This is a genomic window from Dyadobacter sp. CY345 (genome assembly GCF_021502725.1).
In the GTDB taxonomy this organism is placed as follows: domain Bacteria; phylum Bacteroidota; class Bacteroidia; order Cytophagales; family Spirosomataceae; genus Dyadobacter.
Genome location: NZ_JAKFFS010000002.1, coordinates 901,542 through 927,975 on the forward strand (window position 1 = coordinate 901,542; position 26,434 = coordinate 927,975).

The 26,434-nt window shown below is 40.4% G+C and carries 25 protein-coding genes and 2 tRNA genes; 19 read left to right on the forward strand and 8 right to left on the reverse strand.

Annotated elements, in window-relative coordinates; translation table 11 throughout:
• Window positions 1–23 precede the first annotated feature (23 nt).
• Window positions 24–548, reverse strand: a complete 525-nt coding sequence (locus L0657_RS13530) for a Uma2 family endonuclease (protein ID WP_235151329.1) — start codon at window positions 546–548, stop codon at window positions 24–26.
• A gap of 148 nt (window positions 549–696) precedes the next feature.
• Between L0657_RS13530 and ligA the strand changes: the two genes are divergently transcribed.
• The 12 genes from ligA to L0657_RS13590 all read left to right on the forward strand — a co-directional run bounded on the left by ligA (window position 697) and on the right by L0657_RS13590 (window position 13,841).
• Entirely contained in the window at window positions 697–2,784 is a 2,088-nt protein-coding gene (gene ligA, locus L0657_RS13535) for an NAD-dependent DNA ligase LigA (RefSeq protein WP_235151330.1), read from the forward strand.
• Window positions 2,785–2,847: 63 nt separating this feature from the next.
• A complete protein-coding gene (gene dapA / locus L0657_RS13540) occupies window positions 2,848–3,738 on the forward strand; it encodes a 4-hydroxy-tetrahydrodipicolinate synthase (RefSeq protein WP_235151331.1) in 891 nt (296 codons plus the stop codon).
• 924 nt (window positions 3,739–4,662) lie between these two features.
• Window positions 4,663–5,727 (forward strand): aminotransferase class V-fold PLP-dependent enzyme, encoded by a 1,065-nt coding sequence (locus L0657_RS13545; RefSeq protein ID WP_235151332.1) that lies wholly within the window; start codon window positions 4,663–4,665, stop codon window positions 5,725–5,727.
• 78 nt (window positions 5,728–5,805) lie between these two features.
• Window positions 5,806–6,507 carry an NrtR DNA-binding winged helix domain-containing protein gene (locus L0657_RS13550; protein ID WP_235151333.1) on the forward strand — a complete coding sequence of 234 codons (702 nt, stop codon included), beginning with the start codon at window positions 5,806–5,808 and terminating at the stop codon, window positions 6,505–6,507.
• A 91-nt stretch (window positions 6,508–6,598) separates the two neighbouring features.
• On the forward strand, window positions 6,599–7,168 hold the full coding sequence (locus L0657_RS13555; RefSeq protein WP_235151334.1) for a MarC family protein: 570 nt from the start codon (window positions 6,599–6,601) through the stop codon (window positions 7,166–7,168).
• Between the two features lie 40 nt (window positions 7,169–7,208).
• On the forward strand, window positions 7,209–7,676 hold the full coding sequence (locus L0657_RS13560; RefSeq protein ID WP_235151335.1) for a nucleoside triphosphate pyrophosphohydrolase family protein: 468 nt from the start codon (window positions 7,209–7,211) through the stop codon (window positions 7,674–7,676).
• A 30-nt stretch (window positions 7,677–7,706) separates the two neighbouring features.
• Window positions 7,707–8,939 carry a peptidase T gene (pepT, locus tag L0657_RS13565; RefSeq protein WP_235151336.1) on the forward strand — a complete coding sequence of 411 codons (1,233 nt, stop codon included), beginning with the start codon at window positions 7,707–7,709 and terminating at the stop codon, window positions 8,937–8,939.
• A gap of 10 nt (window positions 8,940–8,949) precedes the next feature.
• A complete protein-coding gene (locus tag L0657_RS13570) occupies window positions 8,950–9,588 on the forward strand; it encodes a viroplasmin family protein (protein WP_235151337.1) in 639 nt (212 codons plus the stop codon).
• 6 nt (window positions 9,589–9,594) lie between these two features.
• On the forward strand, window positions 9,595–10,317 hold the full coding sequence (locus tag L0657_RS13575) for a tRNA1(Val) (adenine(37)-N6)-methyltransferase (RefSeq protein ID WP_235151338.1): 723 nt from the start codon (window positions 9,595–9,597) through the stop codon (window positions 10,315–10,317).
• Between the two features lie 63 nt (window positions 10,318–10,380).
• Window positions 10,381–11,355, forward strand: coding sequence for a glycosyltransferase family 2 protein (locus L0657_RS13580; RefSeq protein ID WP_235151339.1), 975 nt, complete (start codon window positions 10,381–10,383; stop codon window positions 11,353–11,355).
• A gap of 48 nt (window positions 11,356–11,403) precedes the next feature.
• The gene (locus L0657_RS13585) at window positions 11,404–12,015 is read left to right on the forward strand and encodes an inorganic pyrophosphatase (protein ID WP_235151340.1); all 612 of its coding nucleotides are present in this window, start codon (window positions 11,404–11,406) and stop codon (window positions 12,013–12,015) included.
• A 230-nt stretch (window positions 12,016–12,245) separates the two neighbouring features.
• Window positions 12,246–13,841, forward strand: a complete 1,596-nt coding sequence (locus L0657_RS13590) for a peptide chain release factor 3 (RefSeq protein WP_235151341.1) — start codon at window positions 12,246–12,248, stop codon at window positions 13,839–13,841.
• Window positions 13,842–14,482: 641 nt separating this feature from the next.
• Here L0657_RS13590 and L0657_RS13595 read toward each other — a convergent pair.
• The 3 genes from L0657_RS13595 to L0657_RS13605 all read right to left on the reverse strand — a co-directional run bounded on the left by L0657_RS13595 (window position 14,483) and on the right by L0657_RS13605 (window position 15,211).
• The gene (locus tag L0657_RS13595) at window positions 14,483–14,845 is read right to left on the reverse strand and encodes a DUF4890 domain-containing protein (RefSeq protein WP_235151342.1); all 363 of its coding nucleotides are present in this window, start codon (window positions 14,843–14,845) and stop codon (window positions 14,483–14,485) included.
• Between the two features lie 190 nt (window positions 14,846–15,035).
• Window positions 15,036–15,109: transfer RNA gene (locus L0657_RS13600), tRNA-Asp, on the reverse strand.
• Between the two features lie 25 nt (window positions 15,110–15,134).
• Window positions 15,135–15,211: transfer RNA gene (locus L0657_RS13605), tRNA-Asp, on the reverse strand.
• Between the two features lie 161 nt (window positions 15,212–15,372).
• Between L0657_RS13605 and L0657_RS13610 the strand changes: the two genes are divergently transcribed.
• From L0657_RS13610 to radC, 4 genes are all read left to right on the forward strand, one after another.
• Window positions 15,373–16,473: a Nif3-like dinuclear metal center hexameric protein gene (locus L0657_RS13610; RefSeq protein ID WP_235151343.1), complete on the forward strand. Its 1,101-nt coding sequence runs from the start codon at window positions 15,373–15,375 to the stop codon at window positions 16,471–16,473.
• Window positions 16,474–16,577: 104 nt separating this feature from the next.
• On the forward strand, window positions 16,578–17,324 hold the full coding sequence (locus L0657_RS13615) for a zinc ribbon domain-containing protein (protein WP_235151344.1): 747 nt from the start codon (window positions 16,578–16,580) through the stop codon (window positions 17,322–17,324).
• 247 nt (window positions 17,325–17,571) lie between these two features.
• Complete coding sequence (locus L0657_RS13620; protein WP_235151345.1) at window positions 17,572–19,071, forward strand: hypothetical protein; 1,500 nt, start codon at window positions 17,572–17,574, stop codon at window positions 19,069–19,071.
• Window positions 19,072–19,121: 50 nt separating this feature from the next.
• Window positions 19,122–19,826: a RadC family protein gene (radC, locus tag L0657_RS13625; RefSeq protein ID WP_235151346.1), complete on the forward strand. Its 705-nt coding sequence runs from the start codon at window positions 19,122–19,124 to the stop codon at window positions 19,824–19,826.
• Between the two features lies 1 nt (window position 19,827).
• Here radC and L0657_RS13630 read toward each other — a convergent pair whose 3' ends face one another.
• The 4 genes from L0657_RS13630 to L0657_RS13645 form a co-directional block, all read right to left on the reverse strand.
• Window positions 19,828–20,631 (reverse strand): DUF3298 and DUF4163 domain-containing protein, encoded by an 804-nt coding sequence (locus tag L0657_RS13630; protein WP_235151347.1) that lies wholly within the window; start codon window positions 20,629–20,631, stop codon window positions 19,828–19,830.
• An 86-nt stretch (window positions 20,632–20,717) separates the two neighbouring features.
• Window positions 20,718–21,452, reverse strand: coding sequence for a LytTR family DNA-binding domain-containing protein (locus L0657_RS13635; protein WP_235151348.1), 735 nt, complete (start codon window positions 21,450–21,452; stop codon window positions 20,718–20,720).
• Window positions 21,453–21,534: 82 nt separating this feature from the next.
• Window positions 21,535–22,587 (reverse strand): sensor histidine kinase, encoded by a 1,053-nt coding sequence (locus L0657_RS13640; protein ID WP_235151349.1) that lies wholly within the window; start codon window positions 22,585–22,587, stop codon window positions 21,535–21,537.
• 109 nt (window positions 22,588–22,696) lie between these two features.
• On the reverse strand, window positions 22,697–23,341 hold the full coding sequence (locus tag L0657_RS13645) for a histidine phosphatase family protein (protein WP_235151350.1): 645 nt from the start codon (window positions 23,339–23,341) through the stop codon (window positions 22,697–22,699).
• A gap of 85 nt (window positions 23,342–23,426) precedes the next feature.
• Between L0657_RS13645 and L0657_RS13650 the strand changes: the two genes are divergently transcribed.
• The 3 genes from L0657_RS13650 (at window position 23,427) to L0657_RS13660 (ending at window position 26,421) form a co-directional block, all read left to right on the forward strand.
• Window positions 23,427–23,852 (forward strand): hotdog fold thioesterase, encoded by a 426-nt coding sequence (locus L0657_RS13650; protein WP_235151351.1) that lies wholly within the window; start codon window positions 23,427–23,429, stop codon window positions 23,850–23,852.
• Window positions 23,853–23,901: 49 nt separating this feature from the next.
• On the forward strand, window positions 23,902–25,152 hold the full coding sequence (locus L0657_RS13655) for a chorismate-binding protein (RefSeq protein ID WP_235151352.1): 1,251 nt from the start codon (window positions 23,902–23,904) through the stop codon (window positions 25,150–25,152).
• A gap of 252 nt (window positions 25,153–25,404) precedes the next feature.
• On the forward strand, window positions 25,405–26,421 hold the full coding sequence (locus L0657_RS13660) for an efflux RND transporter periplasmic adaptor subunit (RefSeq protein WP_235151353.1): 1,017 nt from the start codon (window positions 25,405–25,407) through the stop codon (window positions 26,419–26,421).
• Window positions 26,422–26,434: the final 13 nt, after the last annotated feature.

The following is a 26,434-nucleotide window of genomic DNA, read 5'->3' on the forward strand; positions in this document are numbered from 1 at the left end:
TATCTAAGAATTAGAATCCAAAATTACTCAAACAACAGACCTACTGAAAAAGTCAAGCCGGTTAACAGTTTAGATTTGATGATTTGATTGTCGGTGGCTGATGAAAATAGCTGATATTGATTTTCTTCCAGCGCATAAATTTCAACGGTAGCGTATTCCGGAAGAACGATCCAATACTCTTTAACACCATATTTTTCATAAAGCTCTTTTTTTTCAATTGTATCCAAATGAAAAGAACTTTTAGAAATAATTTCCACCAATAAATCAGGAACACCTCGTATCCAATCCTTAACGATTTCTGATTTTTCTTTGTTGATGAAAATTAAATCGGGTTGAACGCGATTAAAATTTTCTTCAAAAATAACATCCAATGGCGCGTTGAAAACCTCACCCAGGTTTTCGCCATTTACGAAATCTTCGATAATTCTTTGAAGCTTTCTGGATATTTTTTGATGGTAAATTTTCGGACTGGGAAACATAATTTCTTTGCCGTTAATGATTTGCATCAGGTCCCAGTCTTGAAGTGTCCGTTCTTCTTTATGGATCATTTTAATCAGCGTTTTTTATAAAAATACATAAATAATTACATATAGCGGCTAACTTTCGATCTTTCGTTAAATTTGTGCCGGAGCGATAATATTCAAATTCTCATTCCTAAATAAATACATTTCCCAGCCGCAACAGCAAACAATAACCATGAATCCGGAAGAACGCATCAACGAACTCATACAACAGATTGATCACTACAATTTTCAATATTATCAGGAAAGTATTTCTGAAATATCTGATTATGATTTTGATCAGTTATTGAAAGAACTGGCTAAGCTGGAAAATGAGTTTCCCGAATTCAAACGAAGTGATTCGCCCACGCAGCGGGTAGGCGGTACGATCACAAAGAATTTCAATGCCGTATATCACCGATATCCCATGTTGTCGCTTGACAATACCTACAACGAACAAGAGCTTCGGGATTTTGACGAACGTGTTCGAAAAGGGTTGGATGGCGAAGCTTATGAATATATCTGTGAACTGAAATTTGATGGAATTTCACTCAGTTTTACATACGACAATGGCGTCCTTGTCCGTGGCGTTACCCGAGGCGACGGTACGCGCGGAGATGAAATTACAAATAATGTCAAGACGATAAAGTCGCTTCCGTTACGTGTCAAGTCAAAAGAAATTCCACCAATTTTTGAAATCCGTGGAGAAGGTTTTATGCCTTTCCAGTCTTTTCAGAAATTGAATGAAGATATGGAAGCGTTAGGTGTTAACCTTTATGCAAACCCAAGAAATGCTGCGTCCGGTTCGTTTAAATTGCAGGATTCTGCTGAAACGGCCCGCAGGTCACTGGATTGTTATATTTATTCCTTTTTGAGCGACGAAACCGTTTTTGCCAGTCATGAAGAAAGTTTACTTGCATTAAAATCATGGGGATTTAATATTTCTCCGGGCTGGAAAAAGGTAACTAATATTGATGATGTCATTGCGTACATTCATGAATGGGAAGAAAAACGCGCGACACTTCCGCTCGCGACAGATGGGATTGTTATTAAGGTCAATTCATTCGAACAGCAGCGCGAATTAGGTTTCACAGCAAAAAGTCCTCGTTGGGCGATTTCATTTAAATACAAGGCGGAGAACAAACCGGCCATTCTCCGGTATGTAAACTTTCAGGTCGGAAGAACCGGAAATATTACTCCTGTTGCCAATCTGTGTGCAGAAAGTGAGCGGACAATTCCGTACAATAAAGTGAAGGGAGTCCACTTATCCGGCACTTATGTAAAACGGGCAACGCTGCATAATGCCAATGAGCTTGAACGGTTAAGCGTGCAGTTGGGCGATACTGTTTTTGTGGAGAAAAGCGGAGAGATTATTCCAAAAATAACAGGTGTCGATCTGACAAAACGTGAATTATTTCAAACGGAACCGATCGTTTTTCCTAAAAATTGTCCTGAGTGTGGCTCGCTTTTAGCAAGAAACGAGGGCGAAGTCGCTTATTATTGCCCGAACGACAGTGCTTGTCCACCACAGCTAAAAGGTCGGATCGAGCATTTTATTCACCGGAAAGCGATGAATATCGACAGCCTTGGTGAAGGTAAAATAGAAGTACTTTTTGATAACAATTTGGTAAGAACACCTGCTGACTTATATGACCTGACAAACGAAAAACTGCTGGGTCTGGAAAAAAATATTGTCAACGAGGAAACCGGGAAGATTAAGAAAATCAGTTTCAGGGAAAAGACGGTTGAGAATATTATGAAAGGTCTGGAAACTTCAAAAACGGCTCCTTTCAAAAATGTTTTGTTTGGTCTTGGCATTCGTTTTGTCGGCGCGACCGTTGCTGAAAAACTGGCGGCATATTTTAAGAATATTACCGCGCTTCGTTCGGCCACTTTTGAGGAACTTGTTGCTGTACCGGAAATTGGCGGCAGAATTGCACAAAGTGTAATCGCTTATTTTTCAGTACCGGAAAACCAGCTGGTAATGGAGCGACTTGAAAAAGCGGGTTTGCAAATGACAACCGACGACAAACCGGTTGAAATGGAAAGTACGATGCTGGAAGGTAAAACTTTTGTGATTTCCGGCGTATTTGCCAATTTTGACCGGGACGATCTGAAACATAAAATTGAAGCTAATGGCGGTCGTATTTTAAGTGGCGTTTCGGGGAAATTAAACTATCTGCTTGCCGGAGATAATATGGGTCCTTCCAAACTTGAAAAGGCCAGAAAATTGGGTGTAACGATCCTGTCAGAAGAAGAATTTTTAGGAATGATTCAAAAATGATGAAGGAAATTGAGTCAGGTAACTAACTTTGTGTTTTAAAATCAACAATTATATAAGAAAATAATGCCATTGGACGAACGTTTCAAAGGAGTCGGAGCAGCGCTGATTACACCCTTTGATGAACAGCAAGAAATTGACTACGCTGGTTTACAAAAGTTAATCGAATTCGTGTCTGAAGGAGGAGTGGATTATCTGGTTGTGCAGGGAACAACCGGGGAATCTCCAACAATTTCATCGACAGAAAAAGACGAAATTCTGGCATTTTCTAAAAAGCATAACACAAAGGGTTTGCCGATTGTGTATGGTTTGGGTGGAAATGATACCAGGTCAGTACTCGAAACGATCCGAAAGACTGACTTCGACGGCGTTGACGCGATTCTGTCTGTTTGTCCATATTACAACAAGCCTACTCAAGAAGGAATTATAGCACATTTCACCTCGATTGCGGATGCATCGCCTGTGCCGGTTTTGCTATATAATGTTCCGGGTCGTACGGTAATCAACATGAAAGCTGAAACGATCCTGAAACTTGCTGAACATCCAAATATCATCGGTATTAAAGATGCAGGCGGAAGTATAGAACAAAGCATGGAACTTGCTGCACACGCGCCAAAGGATTTTCTTTTGCTTTCAGGTGATGATAATCTTGTTACTACCATGTGCAGCGTTGGTTGGCATGGGGTTATTTCCGTGATCGCCAACGGTTTTCCACGTGAATTTACAGATTTAACATGGCACGCAATCGAAGGGAATTTCAAAGAGGCAGCGAAATTGCAACTGGCATTTCTAGAATTTGACACGTTGTTATATATCGAATCGAATCCGGTGGGGATAAAAAAATGTCTTGAAATTAAAGGTATTTGCAGCTCGGAAGTTCGTTTGCCGTTATTGAAAGCTTCGGCGCAGCTGAGTGAAAAGCTGGAAAAAGCGATGGTTCGGGAAGGGTTTATGTAATACTTAATAGCTGGATTTCTAGGCCGGAATTCTGTCACCCGTTCCGGGTTTGAAGGCTCAATATTCCCGTTTTGCTACAATACTGTCATCCCTTCGGGATTGCTACGGCAATAGCGAATTAGTAAATGAAATAATCTGCAAACCCGAAGGATTAGTGTTCTTTCGGGTTTGTTTAGTTTGTAACAATCCGTGAGTGATACTAGGTGAGAAACATCAAGTTTGTCATTAAATCCATAAATTATCAAGCTTCCACAAACCCGAAGGGTTGAAATTATTGTAGAATTGTAATTAACGCCAAGATCCTAATCACCGAGACGTGGGCTATTAGGTTTGGTATTTTATCATGGATATGTTTTACCTAATATATTTGCGGTAACAACAAAAGAAAATAATTAAAATACTAAAACTTGGTAATGCCATTTACCCTTAAAATGTAATAATCCTCAAACCCGAAGGGTTGAAATTATTGTAGTAACCGAATTGGATCCGGGAAATAAAACTCTGAAAGGGTGACATATCAAGATTTTCATTTTGCTACAATACTGTCATCCCTTCGGGATTGTTCGGTTTGTAGCGAATTTGTAACAAGATTAATCTGCAAGCCAGAAGTATTGGTATCCTTTCGGGTTTGTTTAGTTTTTAACAACCTGTGGTAGGCTATAAGGTATTAACATCAAATTTGCTATTCAATCCATAAATACGCAACCTTCCACAAATCCGAAGGGTGGAAAGTTTTGTTGTAATTTAAATAGGGTTGAAATTAAATCCATAAATTCGCAACCTTCCTCAAACCCGAAGGGTTGAAATTATTGTAGTAAATGTAAGAAGCCGGGAAGTCTAAACCCTGAAAGGGTGGCATACCAGAATACGCTGCAAACCGGTGATGTTTTTACATGCTTAGCCCAATACTAAAATATCTAACTCATGATCACCTTCTATCCTGGCCCGTCGAAAGTATATCCTCAGGTTGAACAATATTTGTCAGACGCATATCAAAGTGGTATTTTAAGCGTCAATCATCGTAGCGAGCCATTTATGGTCATGCTAAAAGAGACGATTGAAGTTATGAAATCGAAACTTGATATTCCAGAAGCGTATGAAATTTACTTCTGTTCTTCGGCAACCGAATGCTGGGAAATTATCGCTCAATCGCTTATTGCGACAAAAAGCCTTCATTTACACAACGGCGCATTCGGAGAAAAGTGGCTGGAATACACACAGAAAATAAAACCGAAATCCAAAGGTTTTTCTTTTGATAAAAATAGTTTACCTATTATTTCTGACATCATTTCTGATCAGGAAGATGAAGTGATCTGTCTCACACATAACGAAACTTCCAACGGAACAGCGCTGCCTTTTTCCTTTTTTACGGAACTGAGAGAACAGACAAGTCAGGTGATTGCTGTGGACGCGACATCTTCTATAGCGGGGGTTGAATTCCCTTGGGAAGCAGCTGATGTTTGGTATGCTTCCGTTCAGAAATGTTTCGGTCTTCCGGCAGGTTTGAGTGTTTTGATTGCTTCTCCGCGTGCGATAAAACTGGCAGAAAAGATTGGAGATCGTGATTTTTATAACAGCTTTCTTTTTGTCCGAGATAATTTTCTAAAATATCAAACGCCTTATACGCCAAACGCGCTGGGTATTTATCTGGCCGGACGTGTTATGAGGCAGGTTGAGCCAATTGCATCAATTTCAAAACAAACAAAAAAGAGAGCGGCAGAATGGTATGAATTTCTCGCGGAAAATGGGTATTCAATTTTGATTGATGAGCAAGAAGTAAGGTCTGACACTGTAATTGCCGTTTCGGGAAGTAAGGATCAGGTGGCCAATTTGAAAAAATCAGCGAAAGAAAACGGTATTTTGCTGGGCAATGGATATGGAGCATGGAAAGAAACAACATTCAGAATCGCTAACTTTCCGGCGATTACACAAAACGAAATTGATCAGTTGAAAAATTTCCTTAAAAGTGAAGCCAATCGACTGGCATGAGTAGTAATGTCAAAGGATTGTATTTATAATTAAAAAGTCGTTTACTCAATACAGGATAAGCCCATCGTGTTAATAGATATGTTGCATCAGTACCAGACACAAACAAAATGTCTGGTAGCCCTCGACTCCATTATTTTCGGTTTCGACGGTCAGGAGTTAAAATTATTATTGGTCAATCGTGGAATTGAAAACGAGCATCATACCTGGTCGCTGATGGGCGGTTGGGTGCAGCCCGACGAGAGTCTGGAAGAAGCCTCGACGAGAATTTTGTATGAGCTGACCAGCCTTACCGACATTTATCTGGAACAGCTTCACACCTTTGGAAACCCCAAACGTGACCCTGTCGAGCGGACGGTTTCAGTAGCCTATTTTGCGTTGATTAACGTGGAGGATTACGATAACAAGATATCCAAGAACTTCGAAGCGCAGTGGTTTTCCATGCAGGAATTGCCGCAGTTATTATTTGACCATAGTGCGATGGTTCAGATGGCAATCGAACATTTGCGTTACAAGGCCTCGCAGCATCCGATTGGTTTTGAGCTGCTTCCGGAAAAATTTACAATTCCGCAGCTGCAAAAATTATATGAGGCTATTTTCGGCACCGAGCTTGATAAGCGCAATTTTAGCCGGAAACTTTTGTCAACCCATTTACTGATCAAACTGGATGAAAAACAAAAGGGATTTTCTAAAAAAGGCGCTTATTATTACAAGATCCACGAGGAGAAATATAAAAAACAGTTTAATACCTTCCTGAACTTTTTGCCGAACGGAAACGGCTGAGATGTATTTTAATCGTTAGCTTAACAATAAAAGGTTGTGTAAGAAACGGGTTTTGTTCAACTTTGCGGCATAATCCTAGAATGGTGTCGTCATGTTTAACTTCAAAGAAATACTTTCCGTAACGCTGATTCTCTTTTCAGTGATCGATGTGTTGGGCTCAATCCCGATCATTGTGGATTTTCGCAAGAAACTTGGGAAAATAGAATCCGAAAAGGCGACACTGGTAGCCGGCGGAATCATGATCGCTTTTTTATTTTTGGGAGAAAGGCTTTTAAGCCTTTTTGGCGTAGATGTCGCCTCTTTCGCAGTTGCCGGTGCAATTATTCTGTTCCTGCTGGGACTGGAAATGATACTGGGAAGAAATATTTTCAAGCATGACAATATCAGCGTTAGCGCCGCATCAATCGTTCCAATCGCGTTTCCCATTATTGCAGGAGCAGGCACGATGACGACGCTCCTGGCACTGCGTACAACTTATGAGATCAAAAATATACTGGTAGGCGTTTTGCTCAATTTATTTTTTATTTACATCGTTCTCAAATCATCCAACTGGATTGAAAATAAACTCGGGCAGGGTGGAACGGACATTCTTCGGAAAGTTTTCGGGATAATTCTGCTTGCCATTTCAATCAAACTCTTCAAGACCAATCTGGTTTTGTAAGCTATTTTTCTGAATAACAAAATTCAAAATTCTTAATATAATGCAGCAATTAGACAGCCTTAATCAAGTCGCAGAATTCCATAAAACCTTCAAACATCCTATTCTTGAAACCCCGACAATTCCTTCCGAAGACCGCAGCCGTTTACGTGTTGCTCTTTTGGCCGAAGAATTGAAGGAACTGGAAGTTGCAATTTTGGAAAAAGACCTTGTAGAGATTGCAGACGCTCTATGCGACTTGCAGTACGTACTTTCCGGGGCAGTGCTCGAATTTGGTTTAGGGGATAAATTCCGTGCGTTGTTCGATGAAGTTCAACGTTCGAATATGTCAAAGGCTTGTGTGAGTGTGGAAGAAGCGGAGGCTACGGTGGCGCACTATAATGCAAAAGGAACGGAATGTTATTACAAAGAAGACAATGGTAAATACCTCGTTTATCGGACAGCGGATGATAAAACTTTGAAAAATATCAACTATTCTCCGGCGGATCTGTCGGGCATCATTGCTTCGTAATTATTCGTTTTCATTTAATCTTTGGTAAAAATGTCTTCCGTTTTAAACCGATTTTTGAGTTACGTTCAGATCGATACGCAATCAGATCCGCAATCGACGAGTTTTCCCAGTACGGAAAAACAGCGGGATCTTAGTAATCTGCTGGTAATCGAATTGCAGGAGCTCGGTATCGAGGACGCGCATCTGGATGAACATGGATATGTGTATGCTACCATACCGGCAAACTCTGAAAAATCTAATATTCCTGTGATTTGTTTTTGTTCGCATGTGGATACCTCTCCGGATGTCACAGGCGCAAATGTGGAGCCGATTGTGCATCAAAAATGGAATGGACAAGATATCGTTTTGCCGGATGATCCGACGCAGATACTGAAACTTTCTGAGCATCCGGATCTGAAAAATCAGATTGGGAATGATATCGTGACAGCAAGCGGAACAACACTTTTAGGTGCGGATAACAAGGCAGGCGTCGCTGAGATTATGGCTGCGGCGGAGGTTTTGATGACAGATAAAAGAATAAAACACGGAGTGATCAAAATTCTTTTTACACCTGACGAAGAGGTTGGTCACGGTACTGAAAAAGTAGATATAAATAAGCTTGGGGCTGATTACGGATATACTGTGGATGGTGAGGCTGTTGGCACGATGGAAGACGAAACTTTCTCGGCTGACGGCGTGAAAATCTCAATTCACGGGGTTAGTACGCACCCGGGGTATGCCATTGGAAAGCTGGAAAATGCATTGAAAATTGCAGGGGAAATTCTGGCGGCTTTACCAAAAAATCTTTCTCCGGAAACAACGGAAAACAAGGATGGATTTATACATCCTGTGCATATCGAAGGAATTCAGGAGCAGGCGGTTTTAGATTTTATTATCCGGGATTTTACTGAATCTGGTCTCCACGAAAAGGAAGCATTGCTCAAAGAAATCATGAAAAAAGTGTTGGTAAATTATCCGAATTCAAAAGCAGAATTCAAGGTAACGGAACAATACCGAAACATGAAAGAAATTCTGGATCAGCATCCACAAGTCATTGATAATGCAATGGAAGCGATGAAACGTTCAGGATTAAATCCAGTAACGAGAAGCATCCGCGGAGGTACTGACGGATCACGATTGTCTTTTATGGGTTTGCCGTGCCTGAATATTTTTGCCGGAGAACATGCTTTTCATTCACGCTTAGAATGGGTTTCTGTGCAGGATATGGAAAAAGCGGTGGAGGTTATTGTAAACCTGGCCCAGGTTTGGGAAGAAAGAAGTTAGTTTAAAATTAATGGCAAAAAAATCAAAATATTATGTAGTGTGGCAAGGTAGACAAACAGGCGTGTTTACCGATTGGAAGGAGTGTGAAGCACAAATTAAAGGCTTTGAGGATGCCCGTTATAAATCTTTCGACTCAATACAGGAAGCGGAAACTGCTATTCAGCGGAATTATTGGGAATATGTTCAGAAAAAAGAAAATGCAGCCAAAGCCATTGCAAAAATAGCCCCTGCTAATATTGGACAGCCTATAAAAAATGCAATTGCTGTTGATGCCGCGTGGAATACGGCTTCTGGCGATATGGAATATCAAGGTACTTATTTACAAACAGGCGAACGGATTTTTTTGCAAGGTCCGTTTAAAGACGCTACAAACAATATCGGCGAGTTTCTCGCGATCGTTCATGGATTGGCTTATCTACAAAAAAATAACAGTGACATCCCGATCTATTCAGATTCGAGAACGGCGATAAGCTGGATTAAGAAGAAACATGCTAATACAAAATTGCAGCTTACACCAAGAAATAAGCCTGTTTTTGAAATGCTTCAACGTGCGGAACGTTGGCTGGCCAGCAATACTTATCCTAATAAAATCCTGAAATGGGAAACAGAATATTGGGGTGAAAATCCTGCTGACTTTGGTAGAAAATAACAACCGATGGCCAGAAATTCATTTTTCAAATTCAAACAATTTACAGTTCAACAGGATAAATGTGCGATGAAAGTCTGTACGGATGCCTGTGTTTTTGGCGGCTGGGCAGATATTGAAAGTGCTGAGCATATTCTGGATATTGGAACAGGAACGGGGTTGTTGTCGCTGATGGCAGCTCAGAGAAACATAAATGCGAAGATCTGTGCGGTAGAACTTGATGCAGATGCTTTTTCTCAGGCAAAAGAAAATATAGAATATAGTCCTTTCGCTAACCGGATAGAAATTTTTCATACTGCAATTCAGGATTTTTTATCATCGGGAAAATTTGATTGTATCATTTCAAATCCTCCGTTTTTTCAATCAGATCTCCGGTCGCCGGACGCAAAAATTAATCAGGCGCATCATTCGGATTCACTTACTTTTCAGGATTTATTGAACGCAGTTAATAGATTACTGACGCAGACTGGAAGGTTTAATATACTTCTTCCGGTTGAAGAAGGTATATTTTTTCAGGAACTTGCTGAGAAATCTGGTCTGATTTTGATCCGAAAACTAACTTTGTTCCATCAAAATGGAAAGAAACCTTTTCGTTCTCTGATGGTCTTCGGACGAGGAGAATACGCTGATAATCGGTTGGTTAGCGACGATTTATTTATTTATGATGACGATGGAAAAACCTATCAGTCAAAGTTTGCCGAACTAATGAAAGATTTTTATTTGATATTTTGATCAGGAAAAACACGAACTTTACACGTTAATATGGGTGTACAGGTATCACCCAAGTACATATTCATGACCAATTCAGCAATTCAGATTTCCGTTGTCGTCCCGCTTTTCAATGAAGAGGAGTCTCTGCCAGAGCTCAGTGAGTGGATTGCGCGCGTTATGTCTGAAAATAATTTTACATACGAAGTTCTTTTTATCGATGACGGAAGCAAAGATCGCTCATGGGAAGTGATTTGTGAACTGTCATTAAAAAACCCGAATATTAAGGGAAGGCGTTTTGTGCGTAATTATGGAAAAACAGCTGCTTTGCAGACGGCTTTTCAGGCTGCGCGTGGAGATGTTGTAATAACCATGGATGCTGATTTACAAGACAGTCCTGATGAAATTCCGGAACTTTACCGGATGATCACTGAAGACCGCTATGATCTGGTGTCGGGCTGGAAAAAGAAAAGGTATGACCCGATTACTAAAACGATTCCGACTAAGATTTTCAACGCTGCAACAAGGGGTATTTCCGGAGTATCGCTCCACGATTTTAATTGTGGTCTGAAAGCATACCGGAAAGACGTGGTTAAAAATGTCACGATTTATGGTGAAATGCACCGGTATATTCCTGTAATTGCCAAATGGAATGGGTATGGGAAAATAGGAGAGAAGGTTGTTCAGCATCAGGCAAGAAAATACGGTTACACAAAATTCGGCCTTGAAAGGTTCGTTTTTGGTTTCCTTGATTTGCTTTCGATTGCGTTCGTGAATAAATTTGGTCGTCGTCCGATGCATTTATTTGGCAGCCTCGGAACGCTGATGTTTTTTCTTGGAACGGTCATTGCATTCTGGCTGCTGGGTACCAAAATTTATAAAATTTATATTTCGCACGAACAATACCGGAACGTAACAGAAAATCCGCTGTTTTTTCTGGCGCTCGTTGCCATCATGGTTGGTTCGCAATTGTTCCTGGCAGGCTTTTTGGGAGAATTATTTGTCAAGCAGTCCATATCAAAAACCGGAGACTATCTGATATCGGAAAAAGCGGGTGAATAAAAATAAATATCAAACAATTAAACAGATTCATATACCTATTACCATATAATGAACGCAAACGTACACAAAGCCCACCCATGGCATGGAATTCCGATGGGCGAAAATGCACCTGATCTTGTAACCGCATTTATTGAAATCGTTCCTACGGATACCGTTAAATACGAAATTGACAAACAGACGGGTTATTTGAAAATTGACCGTCCTCAGAAATATTCGAACATTGTTCCTGCACTTTACGGATTTATCCCTAAAACATATTGTGCAGACAAAATTGCTGCTTTGGCAAGAGACAGATCTGGCAGAGACGTTACCGAAGGTGACGGAGATGCGCTGGATATTATCGTTTTGTGCGAGAAAATTATTTCTCATGGAGATATCATGTGTCAGGCGAAACCAATTGGTGGTATCCGTTTGATCGACGGCGGAGAAGCTGATGATAAAATCATTGCAGTTTTGAAAGGCGACGAAGTTTATGGCGCTTATTCAGACATCAGCGAATTACCGCAAGGAATTGTTGAGCGTTTGAAGCACTATTTCCTTACGTATAAAAACCTTCCGGGCGAAAAAGCACACATTGAAATTACCAATGTATATGGCCGCGAGGAAGCGCACGAAGTGATCATGACTTCGGTTGAAGATTACAAAGATTCGTTCTACTGAATACCTGAGCTACCTCAGGTACGGAGTAAGAAAGAGGCTTAGGACCAGGTCCCGAGCAGACTGATAGTTAATAATATAGCCGCCCCGGATACGGGCGGCTTTGTTTATTTGTATCTTTGTGCAAAATTTTCAAAAAAGGTGAATCTTTCGTGCCTGGCGACAGCAATTTTTGTTAATTTCCAAACTGGGAAATTTGCAGATTAAGTGGTGGCAGGTTATAAAATAATGTAATGAGTAATATAGAGGAAATTAAAAAAAGACGCACATTCGCGATCATTAGTCACCCGGATGCAGGGAAAACAACGCTAACTGAGAAATTGCTGCTTTTTGGAGGAGCGATCCAGACGGCTGGTGCGGTAAAATCCAATAAAATAAAAAAAACTGCAACTTCCGATTTCATGGAAATTGAGAAGCAACGTGGTATCTCGGTGGCGACTTCGGTAATGACTTTCGAATACCGCGATTTGCTGATCAACATTCTGGATACGCCTGGTCACAAAGACTTTGCTGAAGATACTTATCGAACGCTTACGGCTGTCGATAGTGTAATTCTGGTGATTGACTGCGTGAAAGGGGTGGAAGAGCAAACCGAAAGGCTTATGGAGGTTTGCCGGATGCGAAATACACCCGTGATCGTTTTTGTGAATAAGCTTGATAGGGAAGGACAGAATCCGTTCGAACTGCTTGATGAGCTGGAAACGAAATTAGGTATCCGTGTTCGTCCATTAACCTGGCCGATCAACATGGGTGCAGATTTTAAAGGTGTTTACAGTTTATTTGAACAAAAACTATATTTCTTTAAGATCAATAAAACAAAAATCGAAAGTAACGTCGTTGAGATAAATCTTGAAGATGATAAACTGGAAGAACTTCTTGGCCTGAAAGACGCTGTTCAATTGGTTGAAGATGTAGAACTGGTTGATGGCGTTTATGATAAATTTTCGAATGAAGCTTACGCAAGTGGACAATTAGCTCCTGTTTTCTTTGGAAGTGCCATCAATAACTTTGGTATCAAAGAACTTCTGGATACGTTCTGTGAAATCTCCCCACTTCCTCAGCCTCGCCCGACGGATGTGAGAGAAGTTGAACCGACAGAATCAAAATTCAGTGGATTTATCTTTAAAATTCACGCAAACCTTGATCCTCGTCACCGCGACAGGATCGCGTTTTTAAGGATTTGTTCCGGTAAATTTGAGAGAAGGACTTTTTATCATCATGTAAGATTGAACAAAGACGTACGTTTTGCGAGTCCGTTCACGTTTATGGCTTCTGATAAAAGTGTGATGGATGAAGGTTTCCCGGGAGATGTTGTCGGCTTATATGATACAGGGAATTTCAAAATTGGCGATACGTTGACAGAAGGAGAAGATTTCAATTTTGCAGGTATACCAAGTTTCTCGCCTGAAATTTTCAAGGAGCTGATCAACCTTGATCCAATGAAATCCAAGCAATTGGAAAAAGGTATTCAACAGCTTACGGATGAAGGAGTTGCGCAGTTGTTCAACCTGGATCTCGGAAATAGGAAGGTGGTAGGAACCGTGGGAGAGCTTCAATTTGACGTAATCCAGTATCGTCTGGAGCATGAATATGGTGCAAAATGCCGCTGGGTTCCAATGAATATTACCCGTGCATGCTGGCTGACAGCTGATGAAAAATCAGCAATGGATGAATTTATCCGTTTGAAAGGAAATCAGATCGCATTTGACAAAGATAGAAACCCCGTTTTCTTCGCAGAATCCGATTGGATGATCCGTATGAACCGTGAAAATAACCCAAAAATACATTTTCATTTTACGTCTGAGTTTAAGACAGAGGTGGCTTTGTAGAAGGAAGGCTTTTTTTATCAGAAATACCCGGATGTCTTTCTGTCACCCCTTCGGGGTTGTGGCTTGATTTCATTCCTTATTTCTATAATACTAACATCCCTTCGGGATTATTCGCATAAGAAATTTCGTGAAAAAGGATGTCAAAGTGACTTTTGAAGTCTGCATATCTTTAATTATACGAAAAAGTAACCGCTGGATTAAAAACTCGAAATAGGTAGCGGGTTTAACCTGAACGCCATGTAAATACGAACATGTAATTGCTGGATTAAAAACCCGAAGGGTTGAGATTATTATAGAAAAAATCTGTACGCTCTAACAGAAATACCCGGAAGTTTTTCTTTCATCCGTTCCGGGTTTTGGCTTGATTTTATTTCTTAATTCTACAATACTAACATCCCTTTTGGATTATTCGCAGAAGAAGTTTCGTGAAAAAGGATGTCAAAGTGACTTTTGAAGACAACATATCTTTAATCATACAAACATGTAATTGCTGGATTAAAAACCCGAAGGGTTGATATTATTATAGAAAAAGTCTATACGCACTAAAATCTAAACCCGGAAAGGGTGACAGAATATTAAAGCACTCCCTGATTGAAAATATTGTCAATCGGGAAGTGCTTTTAATTCAATATTAGTTAACTCTAATTCCTCGGCCCTCTGCCCATTCCGCCATTTTTTCTACGTTCTTCCATTGCGGTTTTGTATTTTTCCTGTTGTTCAGGCGTTAATACTTTTTGCAGTTCAGTGTTGAACGCTTCCATTGATTCGCGCATTTTAGAACGGTCTGCATCCTGAGAATTTCTGACTTCGTCCATTTTCTGAGCACGGGATAGGTTTAAAGCGTAAACCTGCTTTTGTTGCTCCTCGGTAAGTTTCAAACTTTCGGTTAAAGTCTTAGTCTGATTTTCTGCTCTCGCTTCTGCCGTCATTTTAGCGTTGCCACGCTGTGCAAATGCGGAGATACTGACGAATGCCAGCATTATGGCAATTATTCCCTTCTTCATATGTTTTTAGTTTAAATACCCGTCTTAGAGATGGATTTTTAAAGAAGGTTTAATCTGCAACAAATTATTTGTGGAAGTGAAGGCTAGTGTAAAATGACCGGTGGGAAATATTTCGCGGGTATTGAGAGCGGCCTGGATACTGTTTAGATAATTTAAAACGAAAAAAGCCCAGATTTCTCTGAGCTTTCTGCGGTCTGGACGGGACTCGAACCCGCGACCCCATGCGTGACAGGCATGTATTCTAACCAACTGAACTACCAAACCAATAGCTTCAATCTCTCAATAAACTTGGCGGTCTGGACGGGACTCGAACCCGCGACCCCATGCGTGACAGGCATGTATTCTAACCAACTGAACTACCAAACCAAGTTACTTTCGCCCGTCGTTCCGGGTTATTGTGGTGCAAAACTAGTATTATTATTCTTGAATACAATACCTGATGCAAATAAAATGTTAGTTAATTTGCAAATAAAATTTCTAATAACCAAATCTATTCTGGTTATCAAATAGTTGTAATTTGAAAAAAAATGACAGAAATAAAGCAGATCACCCAACAGCTTGAAAAACTAGCCCCGATATCTTACCAGGAAAGTTATGATAATGCCGGACTGATCGTTGGTGATCCGGAAACGGAGGTTACAGGAATTCTTTTTTCACTTGACGTAACCGAAGACATAGTTGCGGAAGCAATTGAAAAAAACTGTAATCTCATTGTCGCGCATCACCCTATTGTGTTTAAAGGGTTGAAAAAACTTAACGGAAACAATTATGTTGAAAGAACTGTAATCAAAGCCATAAAAAATGAAATCGCGATTTATGCGATTCATACCAATCTTGATCATGTTGCCCAGGGTGTAAACTGGAAAATTGCAGAAAGGCTGAGACTAACGAATGTTAAGGTATTAGCACCGAAAAAAGAACTTCTATCTAAACTAACATTTTTTGTTCCGGTTAAAGATTCACAAAATGTACTGGATGCACTTTTCAAAGCCGGGGCAGGAGAAATCGGGCAGTATAAAAATTGTAGTTTCAGAACAGAAGGTATAGGTACATTTCAACCCGGTGTGGCCGCAAATCCTGTGATTGGTTCGCGTGGAGTAAATGAAGAAGTTGTTGAACACAGAATTGAGGTAATGTTTCCCTCATATCTTGAATCAACAATTTTGTCTGTACTAAAAAAGAATCATCCGTACGAAGAAGTCGCTTATTATCTTCAATTACTGGAAAACGAAAATCAGGAGGTAGGCGCAGGTGCTGTTGGCGATCTGACTGAACCTATGGATCCGGAGGATTTTTTACGTTTTGTAAAAGATCAAATGCAAACTTCGGTAATCCGGCATACCGTTCCTTTAAATAAAAAAATACAACGTGTTGCAGTCTGCGGTGGGGCAGGGAGTTTTTTGTTGTCGAACGCAATTCGCGCCAAAGCAGACGTTTTTATTACAGCAGATTATAAATATCATGAATTTTTTGATGCCGATAATCGCATAATGATCTGTGATATCGGACATTTCGAAAGCGAAGTATTTACGAAAGATTTATTATACAACTATTTATCAGGAATTTTTAGTAATTTCGCACTCTGTTTGTCAGAAGTCAATACGAATCCGGTGCGATATTTTGTTTAGAAAACAGTTTTTCAGCAAGTAAGTACCGAACAAGTAGGAAGAAGAGATTCAGTTTTAGTCCCACTCATATAATACGCATTGAAACAAGTCCATTAAAGACATACATGGAAAACACAATCGCACAAAAATTAGACGCTCTCCTGAAACTTCAGGAAATTGATTCAAGCCTGGATGAAATCAGAAAAACCCGTGGCGATCTTCCTGAGGAAGTTAGAGATCTGGAAGACGAAATCATCGGTTTTGAAACGAGAATAGGAAAATTCAAAAGCGAAATCGCTGCTTTAAATAGCGAAATTGACAACTTCAAAGGCGCTCAAAAGGATGGTGAAAAACTGATCAAAAAATACAAGGATCAGCAAATGAATGTTCGTAACAACCGCGAATATGATGCCATCACAAAGGAAATCGAATTGCAGGAACTTGACATGCAATTGGCTGACAAGAAAATCAACGAAGCCAAAGCGCGTATCAGATTGATCGAGGATGATGCAAATCGTGCGGAATCTACTTTGAACGAAAGAAACGAAGATCTTAAAGCTAAAAAAGGCGAGCTTTCTTTGATCACCAGCGAAAGCGAAGCAGAAGAGAAAACTCTTTTAGGCGATCGTGAAAAGCACACCAAAAAAATCGAAGAGCGTTTATTGAAATCTTATCAGAAAATTCGTGATAACTCAATGAATGGTCTTGCAGTGGTGCACGTATCTCGTGGTGCTTGCGGAGGCTGTTTCAGCATTGTTCCTCCACAAAGACAAGCAGATATCCGTGAACGTAAGAAACTGATCGTTTGCGAACATTGCGGAAGAATCCTGGCTGACGTAGAAAGCGTCGAACCAGTTCATCAGCGTCGCTAGTCGTTAGAAATATTTTGATAAAAGGGTTGTCTCTTAACAGGCAACCTTTTTATTTTTTCAGGTATAAGCTTTTTTCAGTTTGATACCTCGATCGGTTCAGCTTCAAAAGCCGGTCCTGATGAATTAAAATTTCCGGATGTTATCAGGAATTGAATTCCTAAATATTCTGTGCTTAAATTTGTCACCGCTGTTCAGGAATGCTCTTCTCTGTCAGTGATGTAATTGTTTCAACCATCGGCAACTTCCCTTGAAAATATCGCGCTTTTTTATAGTCTTCTTATTTCTGGTTACACTGCAATCAAAAGCAGATGACATTGTCAATGATGTAATTTTTAGTCCAAAACTGCAACGCGCTTATTTTGACATACAGAAATTAAAAATTGAATCTGCACGCGCGCTCATTGATGAAGAAAGAAAAGTTAATCCGGCCAACGGACTTATTCAATATCTGGATAATTATGCGGACCTGCATTATTTGCTGATTAGTGAAGATAAAAAATCTTTCAAGGCGTGGAGTGAGCGGGAAGATTTAAGATTGGCCGCGCTTGCCAAACTTCCGAATACTTCTCCTTACAAACGTTTTTTTCAGGCTGAGATCCGGTTGCATTGGGCTTTTATCAAAATGAAATTCGGTAACGAAGGAAGCGCTTCCTGGGATGTTATCAAAGCATACCGCATTGCCGAAGAAAATAGAAAACGTTTTCCAAATTTTCGTCCGACATTAAAAACACTAGGGTTGCTCCATGTGTTGATCGGTTCTGTACCTGAGAACTATACCTGGGTAACAAAAATTCTCGGGCTGAAAGGAAACATCAAACTGGGGATTGAAGAAATTCAGCTGGTTCAGCGTGAGGAGCCATTTTTTCAACAGGAAAGTCAGTTGATAAATCTTTTGCTTCATGCCTATACCTTGCAGCTGAGCGATGACCAACAAGTCTTATTAAAACAATTACCAAAAAACCAGCCTGATAATTTACTGTTGCATTTTTTTGCTACAACAATTCTCATGAAGGAAGGCAAAAGTGAAGAGGCACTTTATTATCTCAACCACGGCCCGACGGGTGAAGAATACATTGATTTTCCGTTCCTCGATTATTTAAGAGGAGAAATCGCTCTGCAAAAGGGTAAGTACGACATAGCCAATTTTTTCTATACAAAATTTCAGAAACGGTATAAGGGATTCAATTATATCAAAGACAGCAATATGAAGCTGTTCATGACGCGTTGGCTGGCTAATCGTGATGCGGACGCGGCACAGTATATGAAACTGGCTGCAACGACAGGAACTACGATCATTGAAGGTGATAAATTTGCGTTGAGGCTGGCTGATGAATTCGAGGAAGGGAAGCTTCTCCCAGAACAGAAAATACTATACAAAGCCCGTTACGCAACTGATGGAGGATACCTGACAGAAGCTTGGGATTTTATGAACAACTATACTGAAAAGTCTTTCAACACGGTCAGTGATAAGGCAGAGCTTAATTACCGCAAAGGCAGGATTCTTCAGAAGATGGATCAGATCGAAAAGTGTACGCCTTACTACGATCGCGCTATCTACCTGACAAAAAATACGCTGTTAACTTTTGGGCCTTCTGCTGCACTTCAAATGGGTTATATTATGCGTGACAAAAAGCAGAATTCCGTTGCGGTTAATTATTTCAAGACGGCGATGGCTTATAAAAAACACGAATATAAAAACAGCATTGACAACAAGGCAAAAGCTGCATTAACCGAGTTGGGTCAATAAAATTTTCTCATTACTTATTTAAAATTCGCCGTCATAGAAATAAATTTTCTATGTCAGAGGATAATTCTTACAATCCGCGAAAAATATTGAGTTGGGCGGAAGAAGACCGGCCGCGTGAAAAACTCATTTTAAAAGGCAGGGCAGCGTTGTCAGATGCCGAACTTATTGCAATCCTGATCGGATCGGGCACGGTCTCACTCTCCGCAGTTGATGTCGCCAAGGGAATCATGAACTCCGTCAATAACAATATCAGCGAACTCGCGCGTCAGGGTATCAAAGATCTGATGAAAAATAAGGGTATCGGCGAGGCAAAAGCCATCACCATTATGGCGGCCATGGAATTGGGGAGGCGAAGGAATGATATTCCGGAAAACCGGCGCCGACATATTAAATCATCAAACGACATTTATGATGAGATGAAACCACATTTGATGGACAAAGCCCATGAAGAATTCTGGATTATTCTTTTGAACCGGGCAAACGAAGTCATCAAATCAGTCGCTGTGAGCGTTGGCGGAATTTCCGGGACGGTTTGTGATCCTAAAATGATATTCAACCATGCTCTGGAAAATAAAGCGAGTGGGATAGTACTCGTGCATAATCATCCATCCGGCCAGTTAAAAGCCAGTGTCGCAGATATCAATTTGACTGAACAACTTAGAAAGGCAGGAAATCTTCTAGATCTTCCGATCCTCGACCACGTGATATTCACAGATAAAGGATTTTATAGCTTTGCCGATGAAGGGATTTTTTGAATTAAAAAATCAACTCCTTTCTTACAACTCCTTCGAGTTCACGGTAAGGAATTGTGAACGAAATAGCGCCACGGGCATAAGCTGCAATTTCGTAAGGGTTGTAATAAAAAAAGACACCTTCCTTTGTCAAAGCATAGTTCGCGGGTAGGAAAAATTTATGATTAGACAAGAAATATCCTGCTCCTTCCAGATTGGTAGTATCAGCCAGATTTTCAAGTTTTCTGAAAGCTTTTTCAACCTTGTTCAATAGAGCCGTAGTATCGGAAACAAACGATTTTATATTCTTTTCTTCACCGGTTCTTGCATCGAAAATATAATAGGAACGGAAGCTATTCGGATGCGCTCCTCCCAGAAAAGCATAGTGATCAAACTGATACTGAATAATTTTCGCAGAAGTCATTACCGTATCACCTTTCAATTCAATTTCCCAACATCCCGGTGCTTCCGGAAAATCAGCCTTGAATTTTTTATAATTACTGTCAAATATGGCAAATGCAGATTCAACCGTTTTATCTGATCCTGGTTTTGGAGGATTACCACTTAAATCTGCATTATCATTAATTCGGTCAATGATTTTTTTATTCAGAAATGCATGCATTTCTGAATAAAGTGTATCTGTAGCCACAGGTTCCCATACGTTAACTTTCAGACTTACTCCGCCGCTTATCGTGTCGCATTTCCCTAATTCAATTTTGTTGAATTTTCCAGCTCTTGGTACCGAACGGACCTCTTCTTTTTTTGAAGAAGGTGTGCAGGATATGTAAAAAATAACTGTTAGCAATATAAGTAGATGAGAAATGCGCATGAATACCAGGTTGATGAAGTGAATTTTAGACAAAAAAAGCATAAATTTTAAACTTGGTAAAAGCTTAAAATTTATGCCAATATTATTTACAGACTCATTAATTCCTTGAAACGGATTGCCTGGCGGCGGGAAATTTCAATTTTATCTCCACCTTGCAGCGTTACCAAAAGTCCACCGCTGAACCAAGGTTCAATTTTTTCGATCCAATGCAGGTTTATGATATGTTTACGGTTTGCCCTGAAATATGTTCCCGGATCTAGCCGCTCTTCCAGATTATTTAGTGATTTTAGCACAAGCGGTTTCTGATCGTCGAAATGCAGACGCACGTAATTACCCATAGATTCAAACAAACGGACTTTTCCAAGTTTTACGAACCAGCACTTTTCCCCGTCTTTTACAAAAACCTGATCGTTTTCTCCAAGAATTTTTTCTACACGTTCATTGTTCGCAGTGGATGTTTCGTGTGGTGCCTGATTTTCTTCAATTCTGTGAATTGTCTCCTTTAAACGTTCATTATCAATCGGTTTGAGAAGGTAATCTAAGGCGTTGTACTCAAAGGCTTTGATCGCATATTCATCGTAGGCGGTCGTGAAAATAACTTCCGGCGTTTTCCCTTCGATAGATGACAAAAGCTCGAAGCCATTTTTGCCGGGCATCTGGATGTCCAGAAACAATAATTCAGGCTGTAATTCATCGATCATTACCAGCGCCTCTTCGGCATTGGCAGCTTCGCCAATGATTTCGATTTTGGTGTACGGTTCAAGTAATCTTTTCAGTTCATTTCTTGCTAGGCGTTCATCATCAACAATAAGCGTTCTCATGGCGGATTTGGGGGATTGTTTATTTATTAAAATCTTGAATCGATTTCTGAGTTTTACAGGAATTGCTGTTAAATAACTTTTGTCAATCAACCTGTAAAAGCTGCATTTGATCGGAAAGTGTCGGAATGTGAACTTCTGAACAAACGACACCTTCTTTTTCCTGATATATTTTAAAGGAAGCACCCTTGCCATAAAGTATGGAAAGCCGCTCCGCAGTGTTTTTTAATCCAACCCCTCCCGAATCCGTACCTTCCAGATTCCCCGTATTTCTGATTTTGATAATTAAAACATCCTCTTCTATGTCTGATTTCACTTCCAGAAAACCGCCGTGCATTTCCTTGGAAACACCGTGTTTGATGCCATTTTCTACCAAAGTTTGTAACATCATCGGTGGAACCTGCCAATATACTGCCTGCGGGCTCGACTCGATCGTATATTTCAAACGCTCTTCATACCGCACTTTTTCGAGTTCAAGATAATCTTCAACTGTTTTTAACTCTTCCTGCAAATCAACAGTTTTCCGGCGGTCAGCCAGGAGCGAATTTCGTAAAATATTAGATAATTGTGTAATGCTGATCTGCGCCTTTGATGGGTCTTCATATACCAAAGCGCGAATGCTGTTCAAAGCGTTAAATGTAAAATGCGGATTAAGCTGTGATCTTAATACCTTCGCCTCAGCTTCACGCATGGAGGTCTTCAGCATTATTTTTTCAAAATCAGTCAGCCGGTTTTGTTCAACGTAATGATAAACCGTGTAGGAAAGTATCCATGCTGTCAGATTCTTACACCACCCGGCATAATAATTCCAGAATACGAACGGCTGGTTCATCAGGTTTTCTTCCAGAATCTTTTTGTCGAGCGGCAAATTGACGACTGTCATGATAAGTCCTAAAAACATAACGGAAAGACCTACCCGCAGCGCGAGTCTTGGAAGCGGTAAAGTTGACCAGTTCCAGCGCCGAATTACCAGTCTGTACAAATGTGTCAGGGTGATACCGAGAAGTATATTGGCAAGGCTACTGTATAAATTGCTGAGATCAAAGCCATATTCGAGCGTGTACAACACAAATTCGTACATGATCAGTGTTGTCCAGCCTACAATTTGTAAGGTCCAGTAAATTTTCCTTTTGGACATGCTTTAAAGTTTACAGCAAAATGTTCACAACGATTTACAAAAATATAGAACCGCTGTGAGCTTTCCGTCATAAATACATCAAAGGAATTGAACCCAGACAAACGGTCTTTTATAGGGTTTGAGGTATTTCCAATGAAAGCAAATGAGTCGTATCGTTTTTTACTTCCAGTTCAAAACGTTGGGTATCGTATGAATAATTGATGCGGTATAAACAGAGGTTGCTATGTTCATAGTCATCCATATGAATCAAGGGCTGATTAAAAAGTGTTGTGAGTAACACCCGCATAGCGCGTCCATGCATGGCAATCAGAATATTCCTTTCATGGGGGCGCGACAAAATGGTTTCGATCACAGGGATCTGGCGGTCGCGTACCTGGATCGGACTTTCGCCTCCATCCGCAGCACGGTTGAAATCACCTGCTTTCCAGGCCAGCACTAGCTCACGATAATAAGAAGAGTCGCCGGTGTTAGGTTCCTTGCCTTCACGCGTTCCCCAGGAAATTTCATTTAACCCTTCATATTTTTCAAAAGGAATTCCCTGATTAATAAATCCGCGGACAGATTGTTGCGTACGCTGCAAGTTAGAAGTATATATTTTGTCAAACGGAACGTGTTGGTAGGCATTGAAAAAAGCAGCCGATTGCGCTTCTCCCCATTCATTGAGCATAGAATCTACGCCGCTTCCCTGAACAACACCTTTACGATTAAGATCGGTTTCACCGTGGCGAATGAGATATATAGACTTTCTTTTCAAAATAATTGTATTATTTAAATATTATTTTTGCAAATACCTTGTTTTTGACTAATATAGCAGATACAAATTTATATAATTTTTAGATATGTTTACAACATCCATTTCACTGGAAGCAGTTCAATCTTTTAGCAAGAACACGATCGCCAGTCATTTAGGAATTGAATTCACAGAAATAGGAGCAGATTATATTGTGGCAAAAATGCCGGTGGACCATCGGACACATCAGCCTTTTGGCATATTGCATGGTGGCGCTTCTGTTGTACTTGCAGAAACTTTGGGGAGCATTGCTTCGTTCTTATGTCTAAAGGATCCTGATAACCAACATGCGGTGGGTTTGGAGATAAATGCGAATCATCTGCGGTCAGCCCGGGAGGGATTTGTTTATGGTAGGGTTACACCGATTCATGTCGGCAGAACTACGCATATCTGGGATATCAAGATTACGAATGAAGAAAATAAGCTGGTTTGTGTCAGCAGGCTCACCGTAGCCATCGTGAACGCGAACCGATAATTGATTTTGTTATTGCAAGCGGGTGGCAACCTGTAAAAGATAAATTTTAATGATTTCAACGAATATAACAACTGCTCATTCGGTCTTAGCAAAGTTTGAAGCAGAGGAACTCTGGTCGGCAGCGAAGGATTTGGGATTTCCCTGTGCGTTATGGAAACTTCCGCATACCAACGAAATTAGATTGCTTATCTCCATCAGAGAAAGCATACGCAGTTGTCAGCCGGATCTGGAAAAACTTTCTTCCGGATTTATCATCAGTCCTTTTCACTGGAAAGAGGAGCATGAGGTTCTTTACATGGAAGGTGATATTATCGCATTCTATTCTGAAACCGGCCAGTTAAATCATGTAGACAATTTATTAGGAGAAGAGCATCCCGAAATTGTCAAACTGATAAAAACAGCTTCTGATATCAGGAAAAGTGCTGTTTTGGCTTCGGTAATTAATGTCGGCGTCTTACTTTCTGCGCTTCCTGATCAGGAAACAAAAGCCCGTTTTGAAAGGACGGTGGAGCTGGCGGTGTCGGCGATTAAACAAAAACAATTTCACAAAGTTGTTTTGTCAAGAACAAAGAAACTTACTTATACCGATCAGTTTCAGCCAGCCAAAGCTTTTCAAAAACTCGCAAAAACCTACGGGCACGCCTTTGTATCCCTTGTAAATTTACCTGAGCAAAAAGAACTCTGGCTTGGCGCAAGCCCGGAATCACTGGTTCAGCAAAAAGCAGATGGGACCTTCAAAACAATGTCGTTGGCCGGAACACAGAAAGCGAGAGAAGAAGACGGAAGTCTTATTCCAAAATTTGATATCCGCTGGGGAGAAAAGGAAATCGAGGAACAGGCACTTGTAAGCCGTTACATCATTGAATGTTTTAAAAAGATAAGGTTACGGGAATATCTTGAAACCGGACCAAAAACGGTGTTGGCAGGAAACCTATATCATCTGCGCACTGATTTTGAAGTTGATACCAACGAGCTCAATTTTCCTGAATTACCTTCTGTCATGCTTCGCCTGCTACATCCAACTTCTGCTGTCTGCGGCGTGCCTAAAATTCCAAGTCTTCAGTTTCTTACCGATATTGAAGGATATGACCGATCATTTTACAGCGGATTTTTGGGGCCGGTCCAGGTCGAGGGAGAATCTAACTTATTTGTAAATCTTCGGACTGTCCGTTTGAAAGATCAAATTGCAACATTTTATGCCGGTGCAGGTATTACCGAAGATTCAATTCCCGAGAGAGAATGGGAAGAAACCGAGATGAAATGTGAGACACTTTTGAAAGTCATCGCAAAAGATTTTTGAAAAAAATTACAAACCTGCATTAAACTTTTATAGTAGAAAACCATCTAAGCCGTATTACCTTTACATAACATCCACAAAACAACCAGGTTTTGTGGGTGTTATCTATTCCTAACGAAACAAAAATTCAAAAATTCCCTGAAATAGTACAACTTTATGAATCTTAACCTTCACAGACCAAATATTTTATGTAGGTCTTTTTTAGTTAATCCAATCTTTTCTTCTCTGATTCTGTTTTTTTTCTGCACAATTATTTTGTCGTGTGGAGAAAAGAAAGATACTTTCAAACAAGAAAAAGGTAAGTCTGATGCGACGATCGTTGATGTTATTATTGCTTCGCGGGAAAGTGTCAGTGACAAAGTTGAGGTAAACGGAACGGTGGTTGCCAATGAATTTGCGGAATTAAGACCGGAAGTGAGTGGCCTGCTTACTTATCTGAATGTGCCGGAAGGAAAGACGATTCAAAAGGGAACTGTTATTGCGCGTATTAATAATGCAGACTTAACAGCTCAGCTTGAAAAATCAAAAGTCATGCTGGATATGGCCATAAAAACTGAGGAAAGACTTGCAAAGCTTATTGCGGTGAACGGTGTAAATCAGGCAGATTATGATTTGGCGATCAATACTTCCAATTCCTATCGGGCCGATATTGTATATCAACAGGCTCTAATCGATAAAACAATCATTCGTGCGCCTTTTACGGGTGTTGTTGGATTAAGAAAAGTTAGTGCCGGTACGTATGTGTCGCCGACAATGGTTATTGCCACGATGCAGCAGCTTAATAATCTGAGGATAGATTTTACTGTTCCAGAAGTTTATCAGGATTTTGTTAAAAAAGGAGGAAAGGTTGATGTAGTAATTGACCAGAATGGAAATGTCCAGAAAGCGACAGTTATTGCAACTGAACCGCAGATTGATCAGAGTACCAGAAATATAACCGTAAGAGCAACCCTGAGCGGTGCAGCATTCAATCCGGGTTCATTTGCCAAAGTGTACCTGAATGCCGGCGCTCAGAAAAGCAGTATTCTAATTCCGACAAACTGCATCATTCCTGAATCACGAAATAAAAAGGCAGTTGTGGTAAAAAATGGCAAAGCGACTTTCGTTACGATAGAAACGGGCGTTCGCAAGGCTGATTTTGTGGAAGTTACCCAAGGTATAAGTGTAGGCGATTCCGTAGTTGTTTCCGGGGTATTGTTCGCCCGTCCCGATGCGCCAGTGAAAGTGAGAACAGTGAAAAACCTGAAGACATCAACAGCACCAGCTGAATAAAAGGCGGAAAGTT